Origin of the sequence: Altererythrobacter litoralis, assembly GCF_036324225.1 — a bacterium.
Taxonomy (GTDB): Bacteria; Pseudomonadota; Alphaproteobacteria; order Sphingomonadales; family Sphingomonadaceae; genus Erythrobacter; species Erythrobacter litoralis_A.
Map to the genome: position 1 here is coordinate 358,946 of NZ_JAZDQV010000001.1, position 26,195 is coordinate 385,140.

Here is a 26,195-nt window from a genome sequence, read left to right on the forward strand (position 1 = left end):
GTGTTGTTCCGCCTCAGCTCGATATAAGAACGATAATCTATATTATGTTAAATACAGAATGACTATCCAGCGACCAATCTGGCTACCCTTCCGGTCCAACAATGCTGAAAAGCAGCACGACGCCGACGAAAATGGCCGACCAGATCAGTCCCATACGTATTGCCTTGCCCCAATCCAAACGGTGAGAAGCCAATGCGCTCAATGCCAGGACTAGAAACCCGACCAAAGAAACGATCTGGACAATCGAAAACTCGTTCACGCCAAGATCTCCAACCCGTCATAACCCACCACGACGTTATCCGGAGTTTCAGCCTCAAGCGTCGCATAGTCCATGCTCTTGTCGAGATGACTGAGCACGAGCGTGCCTGCATTGCACCGTTCTGCCAATTCCAATGCCATCGCCAAATTGGCATGCGTAGGATGCGGTTCGCGCCTCAGGCAATCGCTTACAAGGATATCGACCTCATCAAAGAGATCGATCATATCCTCAGTAATTTCACTATAATCAGTGGCATAAGCGATGCTCTTGCCATCCGCCTCAAAACGAAAACCCGTGGTTTCGCTGGGCCCATGCGGCATTTGGCACCATTCGACCGAAAAACCGGCGTGCATCCGCAACCTGCCGAGAACTTCCAGCGTCACTATAGTGGGATAGCCAAATTGCCCTGCGAAAACATAGCCGAAGCGCTGGCGCAGACGGTAGGCGGTGTCCTCCGAGGCAAATCCCGGAATCGGCCCGCCGCGACCGTAGCGCAGCACGCGAAGGTCATCGATCCCATGGCAATGATCGGCATGGTCATGCGTCCAGAACACACCATCGATCCGGTCGATGGAGTTGTCGAGCAGCTGCTGTCTCAGATCGGTCGAAGTATCGACCAACAAGCGACTGCCATCCGAACTTTCAACCATGATCGACACCCGGCTACGCTTGTTTCGCGGTTCGTTCGGATCGCATTCACCCCAGTCGTGGCCGACGCGCGGAACGCCGGTCGAAGTGCCAGAGCCAAGAACGATGAGCTTCAAAATACTGCCTTGCTGAACAGTCTGCGGAAATTGGCGGTGGTATAGTCGGCAAGGTCGTTCACATCCTCGCCGCGCAAATCGGCCAGGAATTGCGCGGTGTTCGCGACATAGGCCGGTTCGCACGGTTTCCCGCGATGCGGCACCGGGGCAAGAAACGGGCTGTCAGTCTCCACCAACAGGCGTTCATGCGGAATTTTCTTCGCGATTTCCTGCAGATCGGTGGCATTCTTGAATGTCACGATGCCCGACAGCGAGATGCTGAGCCCCAACTCAAGCACGCGCTGGCCGAATTCGGCCGAAGCGGTGAAGCAATGGATCAAGGCAGGGAATGCCCCCTTCCCCGTCTCTTCCTCGAGCATGGCAAGCGTGTCACCGTCCGCATCGCGTGTGTGGATAATAAGCGGGAGACCAGTCTCACGCGAAACACCGATATGCATGCGGAACAGGTCGCGTTGGGTAGCACGGTCAGACCGGTCGTAATAATAGTCGAGACCGGTTTCACCGATCCCGATGACGCGCGGATGCTCCGCCGCCTGCAGCAGAGCTTCACGGCCGAGATCGGCATGCTGGTCTGCCTCGTGCGGATGGATGCCCACACTGGCCCAAACGTCGGGCTCGCGTTCGGCAGTGCCTACCACCTGTTCCCATTCGCTCTTGCGAGTAGAAATATTGAGGAACTGGCCCACGCCCGCCTCACGCGCCCGCGCCAGCACGCCGGCCTGGTCATCGACCAGGCCTTTGTACTCGAGATGGCAGTGGCTATCGACCAGCATCATGCGCTTTCGCTATCGGGCAATTCGAGCCTTGGGAACACGCCTTGCGGCTGTTCAAGCCGGAACCCGCTATTGACCAGCCGCGCGAACCACTCGGCGTCATCGAGCGCCGCAAAATCGCGTTCATTCGCCGGAATGCCGAGCTGGTCGAGCAGGCGATCGGCTGAGGTCGGCACAACCGGCCTGACGGCAATGGCAAGATCGCGCACGCAGCGGAACAGCGTCATCAGTACCGCCACCATCCGATCCGGATCGGTCTTGCGCAGCGCCCATGGGGCTTGTTCGTCGACATACTGGTTGCAAGCAAACACCGCCCGCATCCACGCTTCCAGCCCCGTGCTGAAGCTGAGTGTTTCGAACTCCCGCGGAAGCTCGGTGCGGCACGCATCCCGAACGGTGTTGCCGAGCGCAAGATCGGCATCGGTCGGCGTATAGCCATCGCTCAGCACACCGTCGCAATTCTTGAAGATCATCGACAGCGTGCGCTGTGCGAGATTGCCGAAGCTGTTGGCCAGCTCGGCATTGGAGCGCGTCACGATCGCTTCGGCCGAAAAGCTGCCATCTTGGCCGAAGGCGATTTCGCGCATGAAGAAATAGCGGAGCGGGTCGACGCCGTATGTCTCGGCGAGCTCCATCGGATCGACCACATTGCCGGCGCTTTTGCTCATCTTTTCGCCGCCGCGGGCGAGCAGGAAACCGTGCGCAAACACCTGCTTGGGAAGCGGCAGGCCAGCACTCATCAGGAAGGCTGGCCAATAGACCGCGTGGAACCGCACGATGTCCTTGCCGATCATGTGAATATTGGCCGGCCAGTAGCGCTGGAACAGCTCGCCATCGACGTCGGGGAAGCCGACCCCTGTCATATAGGTGGTGAGCGCATCGACCCACACATACATGACATGATCGGCGCTGTTCGGCACCGGAACGCCCCAATCGAAGCTCGTGCGGCTGACCGACAGATCCTTCAGCCCGCCCTCGACGAAACGCAGCACCTCATTCCGGCGGCTTTCTGGGCGGATGAAGTCCGGATTGTCGCGGTAATGCGCCAGCAGCCGGTCCTGATATTGCGACAGGCGGAAGAACCAGGTTTCTTCGACGGTCCATTCGACCGGCGTGCCCTGCGGAGAAAGCTTTGCCCCCCCTTCCCCTTCGACCAGCTCGCTTTCATCATAGAAAGCCTCGTCGCGCACCGAATACCAGCCCTCGTAGCGATCGAGGTAAAGGTCGCCATTGGCTTCCATGCGACGCCAAAGCTCTATGCTAGCGGCGTGGTGGCGCGGCTCGGTGGTGCGCACAAAGTCATCGTAAGCGATGTCGAGTTTCGCGCACATCTCGCGAAAATAGCCCGACATCTCGGTCGCAAGATCGATCGTCGCGCGTCCAGCCTTGCGCGCGGTCTGATCCATCTTCAGCCCGTGCTCGTCGGTGCCCGTCACCAGCCTTACGTCGCGCCCGCGCATTCGCTGGAAACGCGCGACCACATCGGTCGCGATCCCTTCATAGGCATGGCCGATATGCGGCCGGCCGTTGGGATAGTTGATCGCAGTTGTGATGTAGAAGGGTTCAGCCATGGGCCGGCTCGCTAGCGCCAGCGGCGCGCGCAAGCAAGCTGGCGATTTCGCCTACAAGCAGGCCGGGATCGAAATTGTAGGTCGGCGCTTGCGCTGCAAGTTCAACCAGTGCTTGGTGCGCATCGATCAGGGCGAGGCGTCTTTCCGGGCTGGCATCGTGCAGCGAAGCCGCCAGCGTGGTTCGCCCAAGGTCCAGCACGGCTCGCATCCGTTCGCGGTCAGGGCGCGCGCCCACCGCATCCGCGAGCGAGGCTTGCAGTGCAAAACCGGGATCCCCCTCGTGGGCGAGGCGCTGCATCAGCCGGGCAACGCCGCCGAGCTCCATCTTAAGGAAACTGCGCGCTGCGCCGAGCGACCCGCCGGCAAGTGCGATCGCGGCATCGCGCTCGGCCATCGCCAATCCGGGCATTTCAGCATCGAGCTGCCGGGCGATTTGCGCATCGGGGAGTTCGGGGAAACGAAGCATGCGGCAGCGCGAACGGATCGTCGGCAACAGCCCAGCCGGGCGGTGGGTCACCAGCAGGAAGAATGTGCCGACTGGCGGTTCCTCAAGGCTCTTGAGCAGTGCATTCGAAGCGCTCCGTTCCATATCGTCGGCAGGGTCGATGATCACGACGCGGCGCGATCCAATCGTTGGGCGGGTCGTCAGCCGCTGCTGCATAGCGCGGATCTGTGCCACGGCGATATTGCGCTTCACCTCAAAGGGTTTGCCCTCGTCGCGCTTCTTCTCCTCCTTATCGTCCTTGGGGAGGTGCGTGAGGATCAGGATATCCGGGTGCGTACCGGAGGGCTGCGGAATGCCTTCCTCCGCCACCAATTCGCGCGCAGCGGCCAAAGCGAAGTCATGCTTGCCCAGGCCTGCCTTGCCCGCAAGGATCCAGCCATGATGCATGCGGCTGCCGCGCATGGCTTCGCGCCATTCGCGCCATGCTGCCTCATGAGTGGGCCAATCGGTCATGCACCCTCCAGCAATGGCGCGATGGCCGCCATCACGCGTGCATGCACTGTTTCCGGATCGCCTTCTGCGTCAATCACTGCGAAGCCATGGGGGTTATCCTCCGCAATGCGGCGAAATGCGGCCGCTACAGCGCGGTGGTAGTCCGCATCGCGGCCGCCAATGGCATCCGAATTGTCGCCGTCGCGCGCGGCGAGCCTTGCCGCGACGTGTTCCTCGCGCGCTTCGAGCAAAATCGTAAGGTCAGGACGCAACCCACCACTGCCGATGGAGTGGAGAGCAGTGATCGTCTCGTCGCCCAGCGCCCCTGCCCCGCCCTGGTAGGCGCGACTTGAATCGACGAAACGGTCCGAGATTATCCATTCGCCGCGCTCGATGGCCGGACGTATGCGCCGGGCGACATGGTCGGCACGTGCAGCGGCAAACAGCAGCGCCTCGGCTTCGGCGCCCCAGCCCTCCCCCGGTGGGTCCAGCAGCAGGGCGCGAATTGCCTCGGCACCCGGCGTGCCGCCCGGCTCTCGTGTCAAATCGACCAATAGCCCCCGCGCGCGCAGCGCATCGACGAGCATCCGCGCCTGGGTCGATTTGCCCGCGCCTTCGCCCCCTTCGAATGCGATAAACTTGCCGCGGTTCATGACAGCCACCCGGCAAAGCCGTTGACGAGGCGGTCAAGCGGACCTGCCACCTTCACATCCTCGCCAGCCATCAACGGGACACGAGACGAAGCCATGCCTTCGACTCTGATCTCGAGCTCCGCAACACGTTGGCCCTTCGCGATCGGCGCTCGCAGCGGCCCTTCGTAGTGAATGGCAAGGCTGATCGGGCGGTTGGTCCCGCGGGGCATTGCGGCGGCTATGTTATTCCCGGCAACCAGTGACAGGCTGCGGCGGTCACCATCCTGTACCTTGGCAGAACCCACCTTGGCCCCTTCGCCGAACAGTGGGCGGCTGTCGAAGGCGCGGAATCCCCACTCGAGATAGGCCCGCGCTGCACGATCACGGATCCGTGCACGGTCAGCCCCTGCGACCACCACAACAAGGCGCCTGCCGTCCCTTTTGGCCGAGCCAAGCACGCCATATCCAGCTTCATTGGTAAAGCCGGTCTTGATCCCGTCACCTCCGCGCACGAAGCCAGTGAATGGTTCGTGATTGGCCTGGGTGATTCCCCGATATGTCAGCCGCCGATGGCCGAAGTAACGCGCGTAAAGTTCGGGATGTCGCTCCACCAGGGCGGTTGCAAGGGTCACGAGGTCGCGAGCCGTAACGAAAGTGCGCCCTTCGTCAGGCAGGCCGTTGGGCGTACCGAAATGGCTTTGCGTCATGCCGATTTCTGCAGCTTTGGCGTTCATCAGGTGAGTCCAACCACCCAGCGATCCAGCCGCCCCTTCGCCAAGGACGACAGCGGCGTCATTTGCTGAAACGGTGTTAACACCCAGCAGCAAGTCCGAAACCGACAATTCGTCATTGGCGCTGAGGAACATAGTCGAGCCATTGTTCCCCCACACCTTGAACGAGGCGGGCGCAAAGGTGAAACGCTGGTCGAGCCGCAGTTTGTCTTGCTCAATCAGTTCGAAGGCAAGGAAAGCCGTCATTACCTTGGTGATCGAGGCTGGCATGAAGCGCCGATCCGGATTGCGTTGATGCAGAACCTGCCCACTCGACATGTCGACGAGAATGGCAATCGGCGCTTCTGCCACGAGCGGCGGGCGATAAGTCGCAGGTCGCGATGCCTCTGCCTGCACTGGTGCGCTCGCAAAACCGAGCGAGACCGCAACGGCACCAGCAATAATCGAAAATACCCGCAACTTGTGCTCCTCGGCTCCGCTACGGAGCTATAGCCAGGTGGCTATGCCAAGGCGAGCGCTCCGGGGCGATGTTTCCCCTTCCCTCTTGTGGTTTCAGCGCGCGATCTCGTCAGCCAGCAGCCCAACGCTCATCGCGTAGTAATTCGAGCAATTGTATTCGAGGATGGCGCGGAAGTTCGACGTCAGGAGCCACGATGGCGTCCCTGGCCCGTCTGGCTGGAACAGAGTTGAGAGGACATTGTCGCCCATGGCCTGTTGGGGCTGCACGCCCAGGGCGCGCCATTCCGCTGTCGACTTCCATTGGCTGTGCCGGCCATGAACCCTTGGGCAAACTGGCGACACAAGCTCGGTTTCGACGGCGTTCCAGTCAAAACCCGCAGGAACCATGGCGCGGACGCCCCATGGCTGTCCCTCGCGCCAGCCTGCATAGCGCAAATAGTTTCCGATCGAAGCGAAGGTGTCGGCCCGGTTGCTGAAGATATTGGCGCGGCCATCTCCATCCCCGTCGCGAGCGAGCTTCAAATAAATGCTCGGCAGGAATTGCGGGTTGCCAAAGGCGCCAGCCCAGCTGCCGACGAGTTCCTGACGATCATATCCTTTGTCAGCAACCTTCAACAAGGCGACGAATTCATTAGCAAAAAGCTCACGGCGTCGGCCTTCCCAAGCGAGCGTTGCCAAGGAACGGGCGAGATCGAAATTGCCCCTGATCCGTCCATAACTGGTCTCGTGCCCGAAGATGGCGACGATGATCCTGCCCGGTACGCCGTACTCGGCCTCGACAGCTTGTAGGGCCGAACGGTTCGATGCCACGACGTCACGCCCGCCCGCGATCCGCGCGGCGTTCACATGGGTGGCAATATAGGGTGCAAGCGGAGGATATCCGCTGCTTGAGGGTGTGCCCGGTTGGCTGCGATCGAGCCGTATCACGCGATCGTTGGGGGTCAGCCCTTCGGTCATGCGCTGGATGGTAGGTTCGCTCACGCCCTCGGCCCGCGCCCGCGCGATCAGCAATTGCAGGTATGCGTCGAATGAAATTGCGCCAAGCTCAGTTCGGGGTTGCTCCACATCCTGCGCAACCAAAGGCATCGCAGCGCCGGGCAATGAGATGAGTGATGCGGCAATTGCAAGGCGTTTCAGGAACATAAATCTAAAGTGCCACGCCTGTGATGAATGGTCCATGATTCAGACTGGGCTTTTCCATGGTCATGCACAAAGCGCGTAGTGCTTCAGAGCCTCGTAATCTTCCCGGCAAGCGTCCGCCAGCCTGCCAAAGTCATCATCCAGCAGTGGCAAAGGACCTGGTGATGCACCAAAACCCGTGGAGGCGTTGACCTTGTCGTACCAATGCGCCCCCCAGATACCATCTTCGGGATGCGGCCCTTTGGCCCAGGAAAGCATCGCCGGATCCCAGGATATGCCCAGCACCTCGCACAACTTCTCCAGCACACCGGCCGGATTGCGGAGAATGTCATCGGAATCGACCACCGGCGGAGGACTCCCGATGCGGTTCGCCTCCTGATCGAAATAGGCCCGCAATTTGGCAAAGCCGAGCATCTCGGGCGAGTGGAGCTCGTTCTTGTTGCGATAGCTCGCCACCACCCGCTCAGGCGCACGGATCAGGAAGGCATGGCGATGCTGCGGGAAGTCTGCGATACCGATCGGCCCGACCATGTGGTGCGGCATATGTTTCTGGTACCACGCGGTTTTTCCGGCGGGAATTGGGCCCGATAGTTTCTCAATGACGCTGTTCCAGTCGCAATCCATATCGGCGATGACTTCTTCCGCCATGGGGTGCGCTTCCCGACTGTCTTTGAGGAACGCTCCGTAGAACGGCTCATCCGAAACAGCGCAGTCCGCCCGCGAGCCGAAACTGCGCATCATCGCGGTGGAGATATTGCGAGGGCCGCTCCACATCGCGATGCGGATGGCTTCGCTCATTCCGCGACGTCCCGGTCAACCAGCGCACGGTAGAGCCCTTGCAGGCGTTCGACCATCGCTCCCCTTCCCTCGGTCAACTTGCGGCCATCGACTTCGGTCACGGGAACGACGCCGGCGAACGTGCCGGTTACGAACGCCTCGTCCGCACCATAGACATCAGTCAGCGAGAAATTCTTCTCGAACACCGGAATGCCCTCTTCCCGGCAAATTCTGATCACATTGGCGCGCGTAATCCCCCCAAGACAATAATCACCGGTCGAGGTCCAAACCTCACCCTTGCGCACAATGAAGAAGTGGGTCGAATTGCAGGTCGCAACAAAGCCGTGCGGATCGAGCATCAATGCCTCGTCCGCCCCTGCTTGCGCGGCCTGGATGCAGGCAGTGATGCAGTTGAGCTTCGAATGCGAGTTGAGCTTCTGGTCCTGCACTGCGGGATCGCCGCGGCGAACGTGGACAGTGAAGAGCCGGATGCCCTTCTCCACCGTCGCCGGAAGCGGCGCCTTGTACTCTGGAATGATCACGATCGTTGCGGGGGAAATCACCACGCGCGGATCCTGGTAAGGGGTCGAGCGGATCCCGCGCGTCACCATAAGGCGTATGTGCACGCTCTCTTCACCCCGCATCGCATTGGCGTCGATGGTGGCAAAAAGCCGCTCGGCGAGTTCATCCTTGGTGAGCCCGATGTCCATCGCGATCGCCTTTGCGCCCTCGTAAAGCCGGTCGAGGTGCGCATTGAGGAATGCGATGCGGCCCTTGTGCACACGCAACCCCTCCCAAACCCCATCGCCCAGCATGAAACCGCTATCGAAGACCGATACGGTTGCCTCTGGCCGCGGCACTAGAGTGCCGTTGACGTTGATCAGGATGGACTGGTTTCGCGGATCTGGCGCGAAGTCGTGGGTTCCGTGTGCCATGAAGCGGTTCTAGGCGCTTGATAGCGGGTGACAATAGCATGCAAGCGCGCTAGCGAGCTTCGCCAACGGACAGGTGGCCGAGTGGTTTAAGGCAGCGGTCTTGAAAACCGCCGTGGGTTCACGCTCACCGTGGGTTCGAATCCCACCCTGTCCGCCACTTTCAGTATCATCACTGCGCCGTGGGCACGAAAAAGGGGCGCCGCGGCTGACCGCGACGCCCCCTTCTGTCCGGATATCCGGTGTTAGAACTTCATGCCGAATGCAGCGCCATAGCGGCGTGGTTCGAGCGTGAAGATGTTGGTGAACAGGCCCGACGATGCGTCAGTGACATAAAGGCCAGTCACCGAGCTGCTGTCGAAGATGTTCTGCACGAAACCGCGCAGGAACCAGCTGCCATTCGCCGAATTGAGCTGGATCTGGGCATTGGCCTGTACGAAGGATTCAAGCCGGTTCACATTGCCGTTGAACACGTTGCCATACTGTTCGCCGGTATAGGTGATGTCCACACGCGGTGCCAACGTCATGCCGTTGGCAAAGTCATGCGTGTATTGGGCGCCCACAGAGGCCTTTGTGGTCGGCGCCTGTGGCAGTTTGTTGCCCTTGAGGTTGAGTTCCACACCGGGGCTGAGTACTTCTATGCCACCAAAAGAAGCACCAATGGCGGCAGCCTGGGCTGTCAGGGCACTACAGATGCTGAAGGCACCCGAGGAAGCGATCCCACCATCAGCCGGGAACTCGGTAACACCCTGCAGGCCCAGAGCCGGGTTGATCGCATTGACGAAGGCATCAGGCCCGCCAGCAGCGCCGCCGGTAACTGCACACAAGGCACCATTGGTGATGTCCTTGATAATCACAGCGTTCGGATCGCCGCCGCCCGGATCGCGCGGATTGCTGAAGAACTGGTCACCCGCCACCTCTGCATTGAGGTAGCTGAAGTTCATGTTGATCAACCAGTTGTCCGACGGGCGGATGATCGATTCGAGCTCGAGGCCCCAGATATCCGCGTCGATCGTGTCGTTGACCGACGTACGAGCGATAATGCGGCTGAGCTGCAGGCCCTTGTACTTGTAGAAGAAGGCCGTCGCATTCAGCTGGATCGCGCCGTTGGCAATCGTGTTCTTGCTGCCGATTTCGAAAGCATCGACCTTTTCAGGGCCGAAGCCTTCCGGAACTTCGAACACGGGCGACAGCGGCGGGTTGATACCTCCCGATTTGTAGCCCCGTGAATAGGACGCATAGAGCAGATTGTCGGGCGTGATCTGGTAGTCGAGGACCGCGCGCCCGGTAACCTCATTGAATGCAACCTTGCGGCTTTGGACCAGCTGGTTTCCATCAAGCCCGGGATCAGCGTCGAAAGACCCCACGAACGGCGAGTCGAAGGGATCACCGTCGTTAGAATAAGGATTGAGGAAGTTGGCGAGCGTTGTGCGTGCCGTCAGCTTCTTCTTGTCGTCATTGTAGCGCAGACCGGCAGTCAACTTCAGGCGATCGGAAATTTCGAGATAGCCCTCTGCAAAGATGCCCCAGCTGTCGAGCTGGAACTTCTGCGTGTTGTTGCGATAGAATGAAGTCGCCAAGTAGGACGGAGGAAGTTCCGCACCCAAGGCCGTGAACGACCCGAGGACACCCGTAATATAGTCGATCGCGAAGCTGTTGACGAAATAGTCGCCATCGGTCGCCTTTGACTGCGCGTAGATACCGCCGAGCAGGAAGTTGAATGGCCCGTCAAAGTCCGAGGAGATGATGGCTTCTGCCGACCAGGATTCACCCTTGCCGGTCGAACGGTCGAACTGAAGCAAATCATCCGAACAGACCGAATAGCCTTCATAGGCGCCGCGATTGTCGAGGCGGGTGTCGGACACGCAAAGCTCGCCGGTCGGCCCGTTGGGAATGAGCGCGTTGGTGATAGGCGTGAAATAACCCGCAATATCCGGGCCGACCGCAAGCGGATTGGCCCATACGCCACTTAAGGTGCCGAGGGCAGTTGCAAGCAACGTACGGTCGCCGACCCCATTGTTATAATCTTGGCGCGAGTCGACGCTGGTTTCCTGGTAGGTCGCCCCGAGCGACACCTTGAAGTTCTCGAAATTATGGTCGAGGTGCGCCTGCAGTTGCAGCTCGTCGGTGAAGTATTCCGGCTTGAACGCAGTTCTGACCTTGCGAACGTCCTCCGGCTCCTGGAAATTCCAGTACGCGTCATTGCCATACAGGCTGTTGAGCCCCAACCCAGCTCCAAGCGAGCCGAGGTTAAGGTTGAGGAATTCCTGAGAGCCCAAAGTCCCGGTGAAGGTCGAGTTCGAATTGGTCTTGGCGAAGTCGCGCCGTGCATTGAGACAGCCCAGCACGCCAGTGGGGTCGCGTTGGCACAGCTGCTTCTGGATGCGCATACGGCTGTCGTCTTCGCGGAAATAGAACGCCATCAGGTCCAGCGTCGTATCCGGGCCCGGTTCCCACCGCAGCGAACCGCGCACCGCATACATGTCACGGTCGTCGAAGTCGCGTCCATCCAAGACGTTCTCGGTGTAGCCATCGCGCTTCAGGTAGAAGCCCGCCACGCGCATGCCCAGCGTATCGCCGATGGGCATGTTGATCATGCCCTTCGCCTTGATGCTGTTGAAATTGCCGTATTCGAATTCGGCGGCGCCGCTGAAGCCCGACAGGTCAGGCTTCGCAGTCACGATATTGACCACGCCCGACGTTGCGTTGCGTCCGAACAGTGTGCCCTGCGGGCCGCGAAGGACTTCGATCCGTTCAAGGTCGAAATATTCGGTTTCGAACAGTCGCGTGCCGAAAAGTGGCGCGGAGTTCATGTGGATGGCGGTGGCGCTGTCGCAGCTGAAGCCGACGCAAAGGTCGCCGATGCCGCGGATGGTGAAGCTCGAACCGGTGAAGTTGCCCTTCGAGAAGGTTACGTTGGGCAGCGTCAGCTGAAGGTCGCTGGCGTTTTCGATCTGTTGCGCTTCGAGCGCTTCGGCGTCGAAGGCGCTAACCGCGATCGGGACTTCCTGCAGGCTTTGCGCCTGACGCTGGGCGGTAACGATAATGACGTTACCTGTCGTTTCGTCCTGAGCCGCGACCGGGGTCGCGACCAGGGCGACCACCGCGGTGCCCAGATACAATTCGAGTCTCTTCATTGAAAACTCCTCCCCACTATCCAGCCCGATTTTCGGGCACAGTTTATTCCTTATGAGGCGAGTAAATCGAAATTTTGGAGCCTTTGCAACCTCCATTCTGACAGTTTTGCGCTGTCGATGCGAGGGCGCGGAAATCAGAACACACTGTGACGCCAAACAAGCGTGCACGAATTGCCGGCTTCATAGACTGCGCAGGAAGGTGGTTTCCCCCTCCCGGCGCAAGTCTAAAGGGCCTGAACTGCCTACGCGCTCACTAGCCAATCTCGGTCGGATAGGCCGGTGCCGGCTTAACCGGGGAAGTCGCGCTTTCCATCTGCTGCAGAACCACAGCGATCGCGGCGTCGAGCTGCGTGTCCTGTCCGCGATCCAGCGCGACGGGATCGAGATCGACGCGGATATCCGACGCGACGCCCTCGTTCTCGATCGACCAACGTCCGTTCGTATCGAAGAAGCGGAAGAACGGGACCGTCAGGAAGCCGCCATCGATCAGGTCAGGATTGGCGCTGATCCCGATCAAGCCGCCCCAGGTGTGTGTGCCGATCAGTGTGCCCAGCCCCGCTTCTCGGAATGCATAGGGCATCCAGTCGCCACCCGAACCTGCGTCCTGGTCGATGAGCATGACCTTTGGGCCATAGATGCCGCCACCCAGCCCTACCAGCCGCTGGCGCATGGCCCACAGCCGCTTCGGCTCAAGCTCAAGCCCGATGATGAACAGCATCATCACCACGCCGAACTCGGCGAAATGCTGGAGCTGCGTGACGTTGACGCCAAGGAAGCCCAACAGCGGGGCGAGCACCATGCCTGCTAGGAGGTAGCCCAGCACCGAACCCAGCCCGAGCCGCGTCGCGATGGGGACCGAGATGACTCCCGCAATCAGCAGGATGAAGGCGAGGAGGAGAAATTCGGCCATCGTCTCTCCTCCGCCTTACCGGTCAGATGTGCAAGGCCCGCCCGTAGGCCGACAGCACGCTTTCGTGCATCATCTCGCTCAGCGTCGGGTGCGGGAACACCGCCTGCATCAATTCGGCTTCGGTCGTTTCGAGCTGCTTGCCCACGACATAGCCCTGGATCAGTTCGGTCACTTCGGCGCCGATCATATGCGCGCCGAGCAGTTCGCCGGTCTTGGCGTCGAACACGGTCTTGATGAAGCCTTCTGCCTCGCCCAGCGCGATCGCCTTGCCATTGCCGATGAAGGGGAAGTTGCCGACCTTGACCGCGTATCCGGCTTCCTTCGCCTTGGCCTCGGTCATGCCGACGCTGGCGATTTGCGGGTGGCAGTAGGTGCAGCCGGGGATGTTGTTGCGGTCGAGCGGGTGCGGATGCATGTCCTTGTTGCCGAGCTCTTTGGCGATGGCTTCGGCGGCGGTCACGCCTTCGTGGCTCGCCTTATGCGCCAGCCACGGGCCGGGCGTGCAATCGCCGATCGCCCACAGCCCCTTCGACTTGGTGCGGCCATAGGGGTCGATCTGAATGAAGCCGCGATCCATATCGGCCAGCTTTTCGAGCCCGATGTTCTCGGTGTTCGGGACGATACCGATAGCGACGATGCAATGGTTGAAGTCCTGCTCGCTGACCTCGCCCGCCTTGTCCTTGATCTTGGCCTTTACTCCGGTCGCGTTAGCCTTGAGGTCCTCGACCCCCGCCCCGGTCATGATTGTCATGCCTTGCTTGGTCAGCGCCTTCTCAAGAAAGGTCGAAACGTCCTTGTCCTCAACCGGCACGATCCGGTCGAGCATCTCGACCACGGTAACTTCGGCTCCCATGTCATTGTAGAAGCTTGCGAATTCTATTCCGATCGCCCCACTGCCGATGACCAGCAGCTTCTTGGGCATTTCGGGCGGAGTCATCGCGGTGCGATAAGTCCAGATGCGCTTGCCGTCAGCCGGGGCGAAAGGAAGGTCGCGCGCACGGGCACCGGTGGCGACGATCACATGCTTGGCGGTGAGCTTTTCCTCACCCTTCTCGCCCTTAACCGTCAGCGACGTGGGGCCGGTTAGCGTGCCCTCGCCCATATGCACCGTGATCTTGTTCTTCTTCATCAACCCGGTGACCCCGCGGTTGAGCTGTGCTGCAACACCGCGGCTGCGCTTCACCACTGCATCAAGGTCAGCCTCGATCGTGCCAGCCACCTTCAATCCATAAGAGGCCGCATGGTCCATGTAATGCTTGATCTCGGCACTGCGCAGCAGCGCCTTGGTGGGGATGCAGCCCCAATTGAGGCAGATGCCGCCGAGGTTCTCACGCTCGACGATGGCAGTCTTCAGCCCCAGCTGCGCACAGCGGATCGCCGCGACATAGCCGCCGGGTCCGGAGCCGAGAACGATGACGTCATAACTGGCTGACATTACTGCAATTACCTCTGACTAAGCTCTATCTGATGCGACACATGCGACACAGTACAGAAGTTAAAAACTTCGGGCTGGTGCGAATGCGCGGAATGGCTGCAACTGGCGCGGTTCGACAGGCAAGTCATGCCGCCTCCATCGCATATCCGCCGGGCTGTAGGACAGCCCCGCCGTCAAACCACCAGACCCATCGGGTTTTCGACCAGCTGACGGAAGGCGTCCATCAGCTGCGCGCCGTCCGCGCCGTCGATGGCGCGGTGATCGAAGCTGCCGGTCACGCTCATCACGGTCGCGATGGCGAGCGCGCCATCGACCACCCATGGCCGCTGTTCGCCCGCGCCCACCGCCAGGATCATGCCCTGCGGCGGGTTGATCACTGCGTCAAACTGCTTGGTGCCGAACATGCCGAGGTTGGAAAGCGAAGCGGTGCCGCCCTGGTACTCATGCGGCTGCAGCTTACCGTCGCGCGCCTTGTTCGCCAGTTCCTTCATCTCGGTGCTGATCTGGGCCAGCCCCTTGCGCCCGGCATCCTTGATGATCGGGGTGATCAGGCCCGAAGGCGCGGCTACTGCAACCGAGATGTCCTCGCGCGTGTACTGGTGCAGCACGTCGCCCTGGAAACTGACGTTGCACTTGGGCACGCGCTGGAGCGCGCGGGCCAGCGCCTTGATCAGCAGGTCGTTGACCGAAAGCTTCACGCCATCGGGTTCGAGCGAGGCATTAAGTTGGCTGCGCAACTTGAGCAGCGCATCGAGCCGGACATCCACGGTGAGGTAGATATGCGGGATCTGCTGCTTGGCCTCGGTAAGGCGCCGCGCGATGACCTTGCGAACATTGTTGAGCTTCTGCTCTTCGTAAGGCGCACCGCGATCGGTGGGCGAGACCGACGGCGTGGGAGCAGGCGCAGCGGCAGGGGTCGCAGCAGGCGCTGCACCGGGCTTGGCGCCCTCCACATCGGCCTTCACGATCCGCCCATTGGGCCCGCTGCCCGTCACGCCGGAAAGGTCGATCCCCTTCTGCTCGGCGATCCGCTTGGCCAGCGGCGAGGCCACGATGCGGTCGCCCGAGGTTGCAGGAGCGGGCGCAGGAGCCGGAGCCGCGACAGGCGCCGGTGCTTCTTGCGGGGCTTCGCTCGCCGGAGCTGCGGGTGCGGGGGCAGGCTTTGAAGCCGGGGCTGCAGCAGCGGTGCTGGCATCCTCGCCCTCTTCCGCCAGCAGCGCGATCACCGTGCCGACCTTCACATTCTCGCTGCCTTCTTCGACCGCGATCGACACCAGCGTGCCTTCATCCACGGCCTCGAATTCCATCGTAGCCTTGTCTGTCTCGATCTCGGCCATGATGTCGCCAGCCTTCACCTCGTCGCCCGGCTTCACCAGCCATCTTGCGAGGGTGCCCTCCTCCATCGTCGGCGAAAGCGCAGGCATCTTGATTTCGATAGGCATTGCTGGAGAGATTCCCTTTCCTTTACGCAACGGAAGCCTGTGCCGAATTCGGGGCCACGGGGCAAGAACCTTGCGAAGAATACGTTTTCAGCGGATACCCCGCAGCGAAGGAGTTGGGGATGCGGGTCTTCCTGGTGGTGATCGACGAAACCGATGAGGCGCGCTCCGCCTTGCGCTATGCTGCAAGGCGCGCGGGCGCGGTCGACGGCGGCGTTCACATCCTTGCGCTGGTCCCCCAACAGAACGTCAGCGCCTTTGGCGGCATCCAGGCGACGATCGAACAGGAAGCGCGCGACCGCGCGGAAATGCTGGCGCATGGGGCGGCGGGCAGCCTGCTGGCGGAGATGGGAATCATGCCCGCGATTTCAGTCGCCGTGGGCGGCGGCCAGAAGGTGATTCGCGAATTCCTCGACGAGCACGGCAATATCGCCGCGCTGGTGCTGGGGGCAGCCAAGGGCGGCAATCCCGGCCCGCTGGTGACCCACTTCTCGACGCACGCCGGGGCACTGCCCTGCCCGCTCTACATTATCCCCGAGGAATTCGACGAGGCAGCCAACGACGCTTAGGCGCTAGCGTCAGCGTTTGCCCCTGCCCTGATGCCGGATATTTCCGGGGCGGCCGCGCTTGCCGACCATATGCTTGCCCTTGGGCGGACCGCGGCGCGGCGGGGGCCGGTTGCCGCGCGGCTCGATTTCCATCCCGTCGCTATCGACCGGCACGAATTTGAGCGCGCCGGTGAGCGGGTTGGATTCAGCCAGTTTCAGCTTCAGCTTGTCGCCCATCGCATAGCGCGTGCCGCTGGTCTCGCCGACCAGCACTTGTGCCGCTTCCTCGTAACGGAAGTGCTCGCGGCCAAGCGTCGAGACAGGCACCAGCCCGTCGCCGCCCAGCCCGACTATCGTGGCGAAGAAACCGAACGCCTGCACCCCGGTGATACGGGTGTCGAACACTTCGCCGACGCGGTGCGATAGCCATGCTGCCACATAGCGGTCGATCGTCTCGCGCTCGGCCTCCATCGCGCGGCGCTCGGCCTGGCTGATGGCGTCGCTCACTTGCTGCAGGCTGGCCCGGTCGCGGTCCGACAGGCCGGTGCTTTCGGGGAGGTTACCCTTCGGCTTGGGCTGCTCGAGCTTGTAGGCATCGACCAGCGCGCGATGGACCAGCAAGTCCGCATAGCGGCGGATCGGCGACGTAAAGTGTGCGTAGCTACCCAGCGCCAGCCCGAAGTGCCCGACATTGGCCGGCCCGTAATAGGCCTGCATCTGGCTGCGCAGCACCGCTTCCATCACTTGCGCCTTCTCGCTTTCGTCGGTCACATCCTTGAGCATGCGGTTGAACAGCGAAGGCGTGATCACCTGGCCCAGCGACAGCTTGCGCCCGAAAGTCGCGAGGTAGTCGCGCAGGGCGAGCAGCTTCTCGCGCCCCGGCGCTTCGTGCAGGCGATATACCACCGGTGCGGTCTTGGCCTCGAGTGCGCGCGCCGCAGCAACATTGGCCGCGATCATGAAATCCTCGACCACGCGGTGTGCATCGAGCCGCTCGCGGATCGCGATTTCGGCGATCTGCCCCTTCTCGTCGAGCGCCACGCGGCGTTCGGGCAGTTCCAGTTCAAGCGGGTCGCGCGCGTGCCGTGCCCGTTCAAGCGCGCGCCAGCAGGCCCACAAATTCAGCAGGTGCTCGGGCGCGTTCCCGCTGTCGATTTCGGCCTGTGCCGCTTCGTAAGCAATGTTGTGCGAGATGCGGACCAAGGCGCGGGTGAAGCGGAACTTGGTGACATTGCCGTGTTCGTCCACGCGCAAATGGCAGGCCATAGCCGCCCGGTCTTCGCCTTCGCGCAGCGAGCAGACGTCGGCGCTGAGAACTTCGGGAAGCATCGGCACCACGCGGTCGGGGAAATAGACCGAATTGCCGCGTTTGCGCGCTTCGCGGTCGAGCGTGCCGCCAGCGCGAACGTAGAAGCTGACGTCGGCAATCGCGACAACGGCGTTGAAGCCGCCCTGCCCGTCCGGCTCGGCCCAGATTGCATCGTCATGGTCGCGCGCATCGGCGGGGTCGATCGCGACGATCGGCAAGTGCCGCAGGTCTTCGCGCCGGTCCACGCTCAGCGGCAGTTCAACGGCCTTTTCGGCTTCGCGCAGCGCCTGCTCAGGGAAGATGTGCGGGATGCCGTGCTTGGCGATGGCGATCAGGCTGAAGCTGCGAGGCGCCAGCGGATCGCCAACCACTTCGATCACTTTCACTCCGGCGCGGTCGGAACGCCCGGCGCGCTCAGCGATCACCAGCTGGCCTTCCTCCGCCTCGCCGAGGTCGGTGATGGGAGACGAATTGCGGATACGCTTGTCGACCGGCGCGAGCCATGCCTTGCCGCTGCCGTCGATCTCCACCACGCCCAGCAGCCCTTCGGTGCGGGCGGGCAGCTTCTTCATCGGATGCGCGATCCACCCCCGATCTGTCTCTTCGGTCCGCGCCAGCACGCGGTCGCCCCGCTTGAGAGCGGCAACCTGCTTGCCACCCTTCCCGCGGACCTCGCGCATGGTGAGCCTGGGCGGTTCACCCGGGGCCTCGGGTGACCAATTGTCGGGAATGGCAACCGCTTCACCATCCTCGATCTCGACCACGCGCAGTACAGTGACCTTGGGAACGCCGCCCATGCGGTGATAGGCCGTCCGCTTGCCGTCGATCATGCCCTCTTCGGCCATGTCCTTGAGCAGCCGCTTGAGCGCGATCTTTTCCTGCCCCTTCAGACCGAACGCCTTGGCGATCTCGCGCTTGCCGGCCGGTGTGTCGGACGTCTGGAGGAACTCGAGAACCTGTTCCTTGCTGGGAAAACCTTGCTTTTGTCGCTTTTGCGCCATCAAAAATCCGTTCGGGCTGAGCCTGTCGAAGCCCTGCACTTCTTTTGGCCAGATTTCAAAAGTGAAATACGGCCCCTCGACAAGCTCAGGGCGAACGGTGCGGGGATCAATATGCCCGCGCGACCAGGATGCGCTCGACGGCCGGTTCGCCCGTGAAGATGCAGGCGCCGTCCGCCGGTGCAGCATCGCGCGGCACGTTGCGGATGGTTAGCTTTGTCCCCTTGAGCGTTTCGACGACCTTTTCGAGCGCAGCGCCGGTCGGCTTTGACCATTGCACTTCGACCCAGCCCGGGAACTTCGCCGAGCCCGAGAAGAACGCTTCGACCTCTGCCAGCGAGTTCACACCGCGAGTGATGTTCGCATCGCGCCGTTCGCGCGCTTCATCGAACAGCGATTGCTGGATGTCGGTGAGCAAGGTGCCGATCGCGCCGATCGCGTCCTCGCGGGCGATGAAAGCAAAGGCAGGCTTGCCATTGTCAGGGTTCCACAGCCGGTCGCGGCGGATCTGCGCGACCTTGCCTTCGGCCATGTCGCGCGGACCCACTTCGATGATCACCGGCGCGCCCTTGCGCACCCAGTCCCAACGCTTGCCCGCCGCCTTGCCCGGCGACTTGTCGAGCAGGACGCGAACGGGCTCGCCCATCGCGCTTTGCGATGCCAGCCTGGCGCGCAGTTCCTCGCAATAGGCCAGCAGCGCTTCGTCTTCGGGAGTTTCGCGAAGCATCGGCAGGATCACAACCTGGTGCGGCGCGATGCGCGGCGGCACACGCAGCCCGTCATCGTCGCCATGCGTCATGATCACGCCGCCGATCATGCGGGTGGAAACGCCCCAGCTGGTGGTGTGGCAATATTGCTCGGTGCCTTCGCGGTCCTGGTATTTGATACCGGCGGCATGGGCGAAATTGGTGCCGAGGTAATGACTGGTGCCAGCCTGCAGGGCCTTGCCGTCCTGCATCATGGCCTCGATCGACCATGTTTCGACCGCGCCCGGGAAACGCTCATTCTCGGGCTTCTCGCCAGCGATTACCGGAAGCGCGAGGTCTTCCTCGGCACATGCGCGATACATTTCCAGCGCGCGGTGCGTTTCGGCCAGAGCGTCCGCGCGATCCGCATGCGCGGTATGCCCTTCCTGCCACAGGAATTCGGTGGTGCGTAGGAACATGCGGGTGCGCATTTCCCAGCGTACGACATTTGCCCATTGGTTGGTCAGAAGCGGCAGGTCGCGCCAGCTCTGCACCCAGCGCGCCATGGCGTCACCAATGATGGTTTCCGACGTCGGGCGGACAACCAGCGGTTCCTCGAGCTTTGCTTCCGGATCAGGGATCAGCCCGCCCTTCCCGTCCGAGATCAGGCGGTGATGGGTGACGACCGCCATTTCCTTCGCAAAGCCTTCGACGTGCTCGGCTTCGCGCTCGAAATTGCGCAGCGGAATGAAGATCGGGAAATAGCAGTTCTGCACCCCTGCCGCCTTGATGCGATCATCCATCAGGCGCTGGATGCGTTCCCAAATGCCATAGCCCCATGGCTTGATCACCATGCAGCCGCGCACACCCGATTCCTCGGCCATGTCTGCGGCGGTGATGACTTCCTGATACCAGGCGGCGAAATCGTCCTCGCGCTTGATGTTAAGGGCGTGGCGGATCTGGGACACGGGGATACTTTCTGTAACGGATATGGACCGGACGGCGGGTGCCGCCCTTTGCTCTATTTGCTCAGCTCGTCCAGCTTCTTCTGCATCTCGGCCATCTGCTTGCGCAGCGCCGCAATTTCGTCGCTCGAACCGGCCGCAGGCTTCTCGCTGCGCTTGGCCGTGCCGGGCATCAGCACATCGGTGGCCGCGCGCATCATGGCCACGTTTGTCTCATGAATCTTGGCGAAGGGCGTGTTGCTGATGCCCTTTTCGAAGGCTTCGCGGATCTTGCCCTGGTTCTCGCGGAAATTGGCCATCGCCGCATCGAGATAGCTGGGCATCATGGCCTGCATCGAATTGCCATACATGCTGATCAGCTGGCGCAGGAAGCTGACGGGCAGCATCTGCTCTCCGCTCGATTCCTCGTCCATGATGATCTGGGTCAGGATCGAATGGGTGATGTCTTCACCCGTCTTCGCATCGAGCACCTGGAATTCGACATTGTCGCGCACCATCGCGGCAAGGTCTTCCAGCGTGATGTAGCTCGAAGTGCTGGTGTTGTAGAGCCGCCGATTGGCATATTTCTTGACGATGACGGTGTCGCCTTCGCCTGCATTCTTCTTGGCCATGTGATGCATTCCTGTGCGTCCGATGCTGCGGCCTTAGCACTTGCACAATGTGCAGCGCAACATGGCGCTATCCGCTTTTCAGGCGCCGTCCCAGGACGGTGAGCAATTCATACTGCGACAGGCCGGTATGCTGCGCAGCGTCTGGCAAGCGATAGGGCAATTGCACCCAATCGCCTTCGGACAATTCGGGCGCGGCAGACAGGTCGATCACCACCATGTCCATCGACACCTTGCCGAGTATCGGAAGCGCATGCTCGCCATGCTTCAGCGCGCCTGAATTTCCCCAGCAGCGCAGAATTCCGTCTGCATATCCGATCGAGACAACGCCCACTCGCATGTCTCGATCAGCAGTGAAGGTGGCGTTGTATCCCACCGTATCGCCCGGCGCGATGCTGCGGGTCTGGATGATGGCTGCCTCGGGATAGGCCACCTGACGGATGGCATTTTCCAGCTCACCACGCGGCACGCCGCCATAAAGCGCCAGTCCCGGGCGGGTCATGTCAAAATGGTAATCCGGCCCAAGCGCGATCCCCGCGCTATTGGCCAGGCTGGCGCGCTTATGCGCAATCATCGGCAGCACTTCGCGGAATGCCCCAAGCTGCCATGCATTCAACGCGCTGTCTTCATCGGACGAGGCAAGGTGCGACATCAGAACGCGCACGTCGAGCTGCGCAACCAGCAGATCGCCCGCCTCGCTCAGCGAAATCCCGAGCCGGTTGATCCCGCTGTCGACCATCAGGTCGCAAGGTCCGCCGCCGCTATCCAGCCACTGCTTCGCCTGGTGCAGCGAATTGATCACGGGCACTGCGCCACTAGCCCTCGCATAATCCGCGTCAGCGCGATTGGCTGGACCATGCAGCACAGCGATACTGCGCGGATCGACGTGACGCGCGACGGTCGCGACTTCGCTCCAATGCGCCACGAAGAAGTCCTTTGCTCCAGCGTCTCGCAATACAGGCAAGCAGGTGTCGAAGCCAAGGCCATAGCAATCGGCCTTCACCGCCGCTCCGGCGCTTGCACGGCCTGACAGGCGATCAAGCGCGCGCCAGTTATGAGCCAGCGCGTCCCGGTCGATCGTCAGCCGCAAGCTTGGCGGCGGGGCTTCAGCCATGCGAGTCTTCGAAATCTCTCGGTGGGCCATCGGGTACGCCCCACCACAGCACTACGATCCCGATCGCGACTACGCCCCAGGTATACCAGAGGCCGGAATAGATATTGCCAGTGCTGGCCACGATCACTCCGGCAATCAGCGGCAGGAAACCGCCGAGATATCCCGCACCAATGTGGTATGGGATCGACATCGAGCTGTAGCGTATGCTCGGGGGGAACATCTCGCACAGCAGCGCCGCGACCGAACCATAAGTCAGCGCTGAAAGCATGCCGAGCAGAAGCAGGACCGCCACGATCCCGATGATGTTTGCGGCGGAAGGCTGCTGCTTCGAGAAATCGAAACCGTGCTCGGACAACGCGGCGCGAATTCCGTCGCGGCGCGCATTGCCATCGGTGAACCAGCTTTCATCGAGCGCGATTTCCTCGCCGCCCGAGGTGAGCAAAAGCTCTGCCGCGGGCTCTACGGTGTAGGTGACGCCCGAAGCGGTTAGCGTTTCGAGCACCTTGCCGCAGCGCGTCTGGTCGCGGTTGAACATCTCAGCGAACGGATCGGTGGTGCACTCGCTGCCGTAGACGACGATCGGCGTTTCCTTCGCAGCCTTCTCAAGGCCGGGGTTGGCGAAGGCTCCAAGGCCCCAGAAGGCGGGGAACAGCAGGATTAGCGTCAGCACCGCACCGATCATGATTGGTTTCTTGCGCCCGACCGTGTCGGACCATTTGCCGATGACGAGGTAGAAGCTCATCACGATCAACCCGGCGAAGAACAGGATCAGTTCAACCGTCAGGTCGTCGACATGCATCGGCCCGCGCAGGAAACTCATGCTGGAGAAGAAGGCGGTGTACCAGATCGTGGTCAGGATCCCGGCAATGCCGAACAGCGCGACGAAGATGCGCTTCTTGTTCCCGGGATAGGTGAAGCTTTCGATGAAGGGATTGCCGGCAATAGTGCCCTCTTCCTTCATCGCCTGGAACACCGGGCTTTCCGACAGCTTCAGCCGCATCCACAGCGAAATGCCGAGCAGGATGATCGACAGCAGGAAGGGTACGCGCCAGCCCCATGCGGCAAAATCGTCTTCCGGGATCAGGAAGCGACATGCGAGCACCACAGCAATCGACAGTACGAAACCGCCTGCCACGCTGGCCTGGATGAAGCTCGTGTAGAATCCGCGCTTCTCAGGCGGCGCATGTTCGGCGACATAGATGGCGGCCCCGCCATATTCGCCGCCCAGCGCAAGCCCTTGGATCACGCGCAGGAAGATCACGATGATGGGCGCGACGACGCCGATCGTATCGACTGTCGGGATCAGGCCTACGCCTGCAGTCGCGATCCCCATCAGGGTCACTGTGACGAGGAAGGTGTATTTGCGCCCAAGCTTGTCACCGAGATAGCCGAAGAGAACGGCGCCGATCGGGCGGAAGGCAAAGCCGACGGCAAAGGTCGACCACACCAGCAGCAGGCCAAGCGTCTCGTTCTCGACGTTGTAGAACGCATCCTTAAGGATGTAGGCGAGCGTGCCGTAGATGAAGAAGTCATACCATTCGAAGATCGTGCCGGCGGAACTGGCCCCGATAACAAGCCGGACTTCTTTTTCGCTCGGCTCTCGAACAGCCGGTTTGGCGACCTCTGACATGGTTTTCACGCTCTCCCCATTGCGATGTGTCTTGGCTCTAGCGTGAGTCCCCGGCCTTGCAAAGCGCGTCCACAGCGGCCTTCCACGGCAGCAGCAGGGCGCCATGCCTGCCCGGATGCGCGCGCGCGGCGTCGAGCGCCGAGAAGCCCGGCCATTGCGGCGCGGATGCGTCGGAGGCTTCGAGCCAGTTCTCTATCTCTTCGAGCGCCGTAGCGATTTCGCCCGCGTTCTTTCGGTGGGCCTCGCGGGCGAAAATCGTCGCCGCCCCCTGCCCTACCGCACAAGCCGTGACCGCCAGCCCTACCTTCCCGATCCTTCCCTGGTCGTCCGGCTCGATACCGATCCTGATGCTGCTGCCACAGGTGCGCGATCGCGCCTCGCCAGCCAGCACCCAATCGCCCGTCAATGGAAATGCTGAAAGCTCCGTCGCCAGCGAGAGCAGTTCGGTTGTGTAAAGCTTGCCCGCAGCGCCGGCGGTCATTCCATCGCTTCCGCTTCGCTCTTCAAGCGTTCACGACGTTCGGAAATGGTTTCGACCAGCGCACGCGAACTGGCATCGACGACATGATAGGTGCGCGCGGTCGTGATCCAGTCCGGTCGGCCCTTGTAGCCCCAGACCGTATCGAACCCGAGCACAAGCAGGGAAAAAGCGAAAACCATGATCAGCCCGCCCTTGAGCAGGCCGAAGCCGAAACCCAGCACACGGTCGATCGGTCCCATGATCGATCCACGCGACGCCTCGCCGACATTGTTGGCGATGACCTTCATCGCCGCATAGGGGATCAGCAGCAGCAAGGCGAAGGCGAGCAGCGATGTCGCAGGCTCGGTATCGAGGAACTCGCTCAATTGCTCGGTCAGCGGCGTGTGGAGGTAATAGATCGCAAAGGCTGCCAGGAACCAGGCTGCCAGCGAGAGCACCTCCTGCACCAGTCCACGCATGAAGCCGCCGATGGCCGCAACGCCGACCACGATCGCCACGATGATGTCGAAACCGTTCATTCGCCGTGGATTATGGGTTTGCCATCACTCGGTCAACGAGCTTCGCGACTTGTCCCATACCGCGGTAATCGAGCTTCGCCGAACCGTTCGCGACATCGGACGGTCCGAAAGCCATGCCGAAGCCGAGTTTCTCGGCTTCACGCAGCCGCAAGGATGCATGCGCCACGGGGCGAATCTCGCCAGCCAATGATATTTCGCCGAACCATACCGAGCGATCGGGCAGTGGCCGGTCGGCAAGCGCCGAAACGAGTGCCGCTGCCACTGCAAGGTCGGCCGCGGGATCTGACAGGCGATAGCCACCTGCGATATTGAGATAGACTTCGGCGGAGCTGAAATTGAGCCCGCAGCGCGATTCCAGCACGGCCAGCAGCATCGCAAGTCGGCTGCTGTCCCAGCCCACTACCGCGCGGCGCGGGGTTGCCCCCGATTGCAGCCGCACGATCAGCGCCTGTATCTCGACCAGCACGGGCCGCGTTCCTTCCAGCGCGGGGAAAACTGCGCTCCCGGCCAAAGGCTGGTCGCGACCGGAAAGGAACAGCATCGAAGGATTGCTGACCTCATCCAGTCCTTCGCTCACCATCGAGAATACGCCGATTTCGTCGACCGCGCCGAAGCGATTCTTGAGCGCGCGCAGGATGCGGTACTGGTGGCTCCGCTCGCCTTCGAAACTCATCACCACATCGACCATGTGTTCGAGCACGCGAGGGCCGGCGATCGACCCGTCCTTGGTGACATGGCCGACCAGCACCAGCGCGACACCATTTTCCTTGGCATAGCGGATCAGTTCGAAAGCGCAGCCGCGCACCTGGCTGACCGTTCCCGGCGCGCCTTCGATTGTGTCCGAATACATCGTCTGGATCGAATCGATCACCAGCAGTGCGGGCGGCTCCATATGCCCGAGCGTGGTCAGTATATCGCGAACCGAGGTTTCCGCTGCGAGCCGGATCGGCGCATCGGCCAGGCCAAGGCGCGCCGCGCGCATACGTACCTGCCCGGCGGCTTCCTCGCCGCTGACATATACCACCGGCGCACCGGTTCGTGCGATCGTTGCGGCCGTCTGGAGAAGCAGGGTTGATTTGCCGATGCCAGGATCGCCGCCCATCAGCACGGCGGAGCCCGGAACTAGTCCGCCGCCTAGCGCGCGGTCGAATTCGGCAAGGCCCGTGGCGCGCCGCACCGGCAGTTCGGATGGTGAGTTCAGTTCGACGAAATCGACCGCGCGCCCCCCGCGCGACAGATCGTGCTTCTGCGAGAAAACCGTCGCGGGCACGTCTTCCACCAGCGTGTTCCACTCGGCACACTCGGGGCATTGGCCCTGCCAGCGGGGGGACACACCGCCGCAAGCCTGGCAAACATAGCGCTTCTTGGTCTTGGCCATTCGCGCTCGATAAACAGAACATAGATAGAACGCAATTGCCTTCGCGCGATATCCCCGCCATCAA

Annotated in this window: 23 protein-coding genes and 1 tRNA gene; 2 read left to right on the forward strand and 22 right to left on the reverse strand. The window is 61.7% G+C overall.

Features of this window, described 5'->3' with window-relative positions; translation table 11 throughout:
• Nucleotides 1–82: 82 nt before the first annotated feature.
• The 10 genes from VRS74_RS01745 to VRS74_RS01790 form a co-directional block, all read right to left on the reverse strand.
• The gene (locus VRS74_RS01745) at nucleotides 83–259 is read right to left on the reverse strand and encodes a hypothetical protein (RefSeq protein ID WP_354143511.1); all 177 of its coding nucleotides are present in this window, start codon (nucleotides 257–259) and stop codon (nucleotides 83–85) included.
• Complete coding sequence (locus tag VRS74_RS01750) at nucleotides 256–1,023, reverse strand: MBL fold metallo-hydrolase (protein ID WP_354143512.1); 768 nt, start codon at nucleotides 1,021–1,023, stop codon at nucleotides 256–258. Before VRS74_RS01750 ends, VRS74_RS01745 begins: the two co-directional genes overlap by 4 nt.
• Nucleotides 1,020–1,796 carry a TatD family hydrolase gene (locus tag VRS74_RS01755; RefSeq protein WP_354143557.1) on the reverse strand — a complete coding sequence of 259 codons (777 nt, stop codon included), beginning with the start codon at nucleotides 1,794–1,796 and terminating at the stop codon, nucleotides 1,020–1,022. The genes VRS74_RS01750 and VRS74_RS01755 overlap by 4 nt, the downstream gene beginning before the upstream one ends.
• The gene (metG, locus tag VRS74_RS01760) at nucleotides 1,796–3,367 is read right to left on the reverse strand and encodes a methionine--tRNA ligase (protein WP_354143513.1); all 1,572 of its coding nucleotides are present in this window, start codon (nucleotides 3,365–3,367) and stop codon (nucleotides 1,796–1,798) included. Before metG ends, VRS74_RS01755 begins: the two co-directional genes overlap by 1 nt.
• The gene (locus VRS74_RS01765) at nucleotides 3,360–4,325 is read right to left on the reverse strand and encodes a DNA polymerase III delta subunit-related protein (protein ID WP_354143514.1); all 966 of its coding nucleotides are present in this window, start codon (nucleotides 4,323–4,325) and stop codon (nucleotides 3,360–3,362) included. The genes metG and VRS74_RS01765 overlap by 8 nt, the downstream gene beginning before the upstream one ends.
• Nucleotides 4,322–4,957 carry a dTMP kinase gene (tmk, locus tag VRS74_RS01770; protein WP_354143515.1) on the reverse strand — a complete coding sequence of 212 codons (636 nt, stop codon included), beginning with the start codon at nucleotides 4,955–4,957 and terminating at the stop codon, nucleotides 4,322–4,324. The genes VRS74_RS01765 and tmk overlap by 4 nt, the downstream gene beginning before the upstream one ends.
• Entirely contained in the window at nucleotides 4,954–6,126 is a 1,173-nt protein-coding gene (locus tag VRS74_RS01775) for a D-alanyl-D-alanine carboxypeptidase family protein (protein ID WP_354143516.1), read from the reverse strand. The genes tmk and VRS74_RS01775 overlap by 4 nt, the downstream gene beginning before the upstream one ends.
• 93 nt (nucleotides 6,127–6,219) lie before the next feature.
• Entirely contained in the window at nucleotides 6,220–7,269 is a 1,050-nt protein-coding gene (locus VRS74_RS01780) for a lytic murein transglycosylase (protein ID WP_354143517.1), read from the reverse strand.
• Between the two features lie 60 nt (nucleotides 7,270–7,329).
• Complete coding sequence (locus VRS74_RS01785; protein WP_354143518.1) at nucleotides 7,330–8,064, reverse strand: sulfotransferase-like domain-containing protein; 735 nt, start codon at nucleotides 8,062–8,064, stop codon at nucleotides 7,330–7,332.
• On the reverse strand, nucleotides 8,061–8,978 hold the full coding sequence (locus VRS74_RS01790; protein WP_354143519.1) for an aminotransferase class IV: 918 nt from the start codon (nucleotides 8,976–8,978) through the stop codon (nucleotides 8,061–8,063). The genes VRS74_RS01785 and VRS74_RS01790 overlap by 4 nt, the downstream gene beginning before the upstream one ends.
• 67 nt (nucleotides 8,979–9,045) lie before the next feature.
• On the opposite strand from VRS74_RS01790, the gene VRS74_RS01795 reads away from it, so the two are divergent.
• Nucleotides 9,046–9,135, forward strand: a tRNA-Ser gene (locus VRS74_RS01795).
• A gap of 85 nt (nucleotides 9,136–9,220) precedes the next feature.
• Here the strand turns inward: VRS74_RS01795 and VRS74_RS01800 are convergent.
• The 4 genes from VRS74_RS01800 to VRS74_RS01815 all read right to left on the reverse strand — a co-directional run bounded on the left by VRS74_RS01800 (nucleotide 9,221) and on the right by VRS74_RS01815 (nucleotide 15,899).
• Nucleotides 9,221–12,112 carry a TonB-dependent receptor gene (locus VRS74_RS01800; protein WP_354143520.1) on the reverse strand — a complete coding sequence of 964 codons (2,892 nt, stop codon included), beginning with the start codon at nucleotides 12,110–12,112 and terminating at the stop codon, nucleotides 9,221–9,223.
• Nucleotides 12,113–12,365: 253 nt separating this feature from the next.
• The gene (locus tag VRS74_RS01805; RefSeq protein ID WP_354143521.1) at nucleotides 12,366–13,022 is read right to left on the reverse strand and encodes a S41 family peptidase; all 657 of its coding nucleotides are present in this window, start codon (nucleotides 13,020–13,022) and stop codon (nucleotides 12,366–12,368) included.
• A 22-nt stretch (nucleotides 13,023–13,044) separates the two neighbouring features.
• Entirely contained in the window at nucleotides 13,045–14,457 is a 1,413-nt protein-coding gene (gene lpdA, locus VRS74_RS01810) for a dihydrolipoyl dehydrogenase (RefSeq protein WP_354143522.1), read from the reverse strand.
• Between the two features lie 173 nt (nucleotides 14,458–14,630).
• Entirely contained in the window at nucleotides 14,631–15,899 is a 1,269-nt protein-coding gene (locus VRS74_RS01815; RefSeq protein ID WP_354143523.1) for a pyruvate dehydrogenase complex dihydrolipoamide acetyltransferase, read from the reverse strand.
• Nucleotides 15,900–16,018: 119 nt separating this feature from the next.
• Between VRS74_RS01815 and VRS74_RS01820 the strand changes: the two genes are divergently transcribed.
• Nucleotides 16,019–16,465 (forward strand): universal stress protein, encoded by a 447-nt coding sequence (locus VRS74_RS01820; RefSeq protein ID WP_354143524.1) that lies wholly within the window; start codon nucleotides 16,019–16,021, stop codon nucleotides 16,463–16,465.
• 9 nt (nucleotides 16,466–16,474) lie between these two features.
• Here the strand turns inward: VRS74_RS01820 and rnr are convergent, their stop codons facing one another.
• The 8 genes from rnr to radA all read right to left on the reverse strand — a co-directional run bounded on the left by rnr (nucleotide 16,475) and on the right by radA (nucleotide 26,131).
• Nucleotides 16,475–18,754, reverse strand: a complete 2,280-nt coding sequence (gene rnr / locus VRS74_RS01825) for a ribonuclease R (RefSeq protein ID WP_354143525.1) — start codon at nucleotides 18,752–18,754, stop codon at nucleotides 16,475–16,477.
• Between the two features lie 106 nt (nucleotides 18,755–18,860).
• On the reverse strand, nucleotides 18,861–20,405 hold the full coding sequence (gene proS, locus VRS74_RS01830) for a proline--tRNA ligase (protein ID WP_354143526.1): 1,545 nt from the start codon (nucleotides 20,403–20,405) through the stop codon (nucleotides 18,861–18,863).
• 53 nt (nucleotides 20,406–20,458) lie between these two features.
• Complete coding sequence (gene phaR, locus VRS74_RS01835) at nucleotides 20,459–21,013, reverse strand: polyhydroxyalkanoate synthesis repressor PhaR (RefSeq protein ID WP_354143527.1); 555 nt, start codon at nucleotides 21,011–21,013, stop codon at nucleotides 20,459–20,461.
• A 67-nt stretch (nucleotides 21,014–21,080) separates the two neighbouring features.
• Nucleotides 21,081–22,124: an alanine racemase gene (gene alr, locus VRS74_RS01840; protein WP_354143528.1), complete on the reverse strand. Its 1,044-nt coding sequence runs from the start codon at nucleotides 22,122–22,124 to the stop codon at nucleotides 21,081–21,083.
• Nucleotides 22,117–23,754, reverse strand: coding sequence for an MFS transporter (locus tag VRS74_RS01845; RefSeq protein WP_354143529.1), 1,638 nt, complete (start codon nucleotides 23,752–23,754; stop codon nucleotides 22,117–22,119). Before VRS74_RS01845 ends, alr begins: the two co-directional genes overlap by 8 nt.
• A 37-nt stretch (nucleotides 23,755–23,791) precedes the next feature.
• A complete protein-coding gene (locus VRS74_RS01850; RefSeq protein ID WP_354143530.1) occupies nucleotides 23,792–24,235 on the reverse strand; it encodes an iron-sulfur cluster assembly scaffold protein in 444 nt (147 codons plus the stop codon).
• Nucleotides 24,232–24,753, reverse strand: coding sequence for a CvpA family protein (locus VRS74_RS01855; protein WP_354143531.1), 522 nt, complete (start codon nucleotides 24,751–24,753; stop codon nucleotides 24,232–24,234). The genes VRS74_RS01850 and VRS74_RS01855 overlap by 4 nt, the downstream gene beginning before the upstream one ends.
• A gap of 10 nt (nucleotides 24,754–24,763) precedes the next feature.
• Entirely contained in the window at nucleotides 24,764–26,131 is a 1,368-nt protein-coding gene (radA, locus tag VRS74_RS01860; protein ID WP_354143532.1) for a DNA repair protein RadA, read from the reverse strand.
• Between the last annotated feature and the right edge of the window lie 64 nt (nucleotides 26,132–26,195).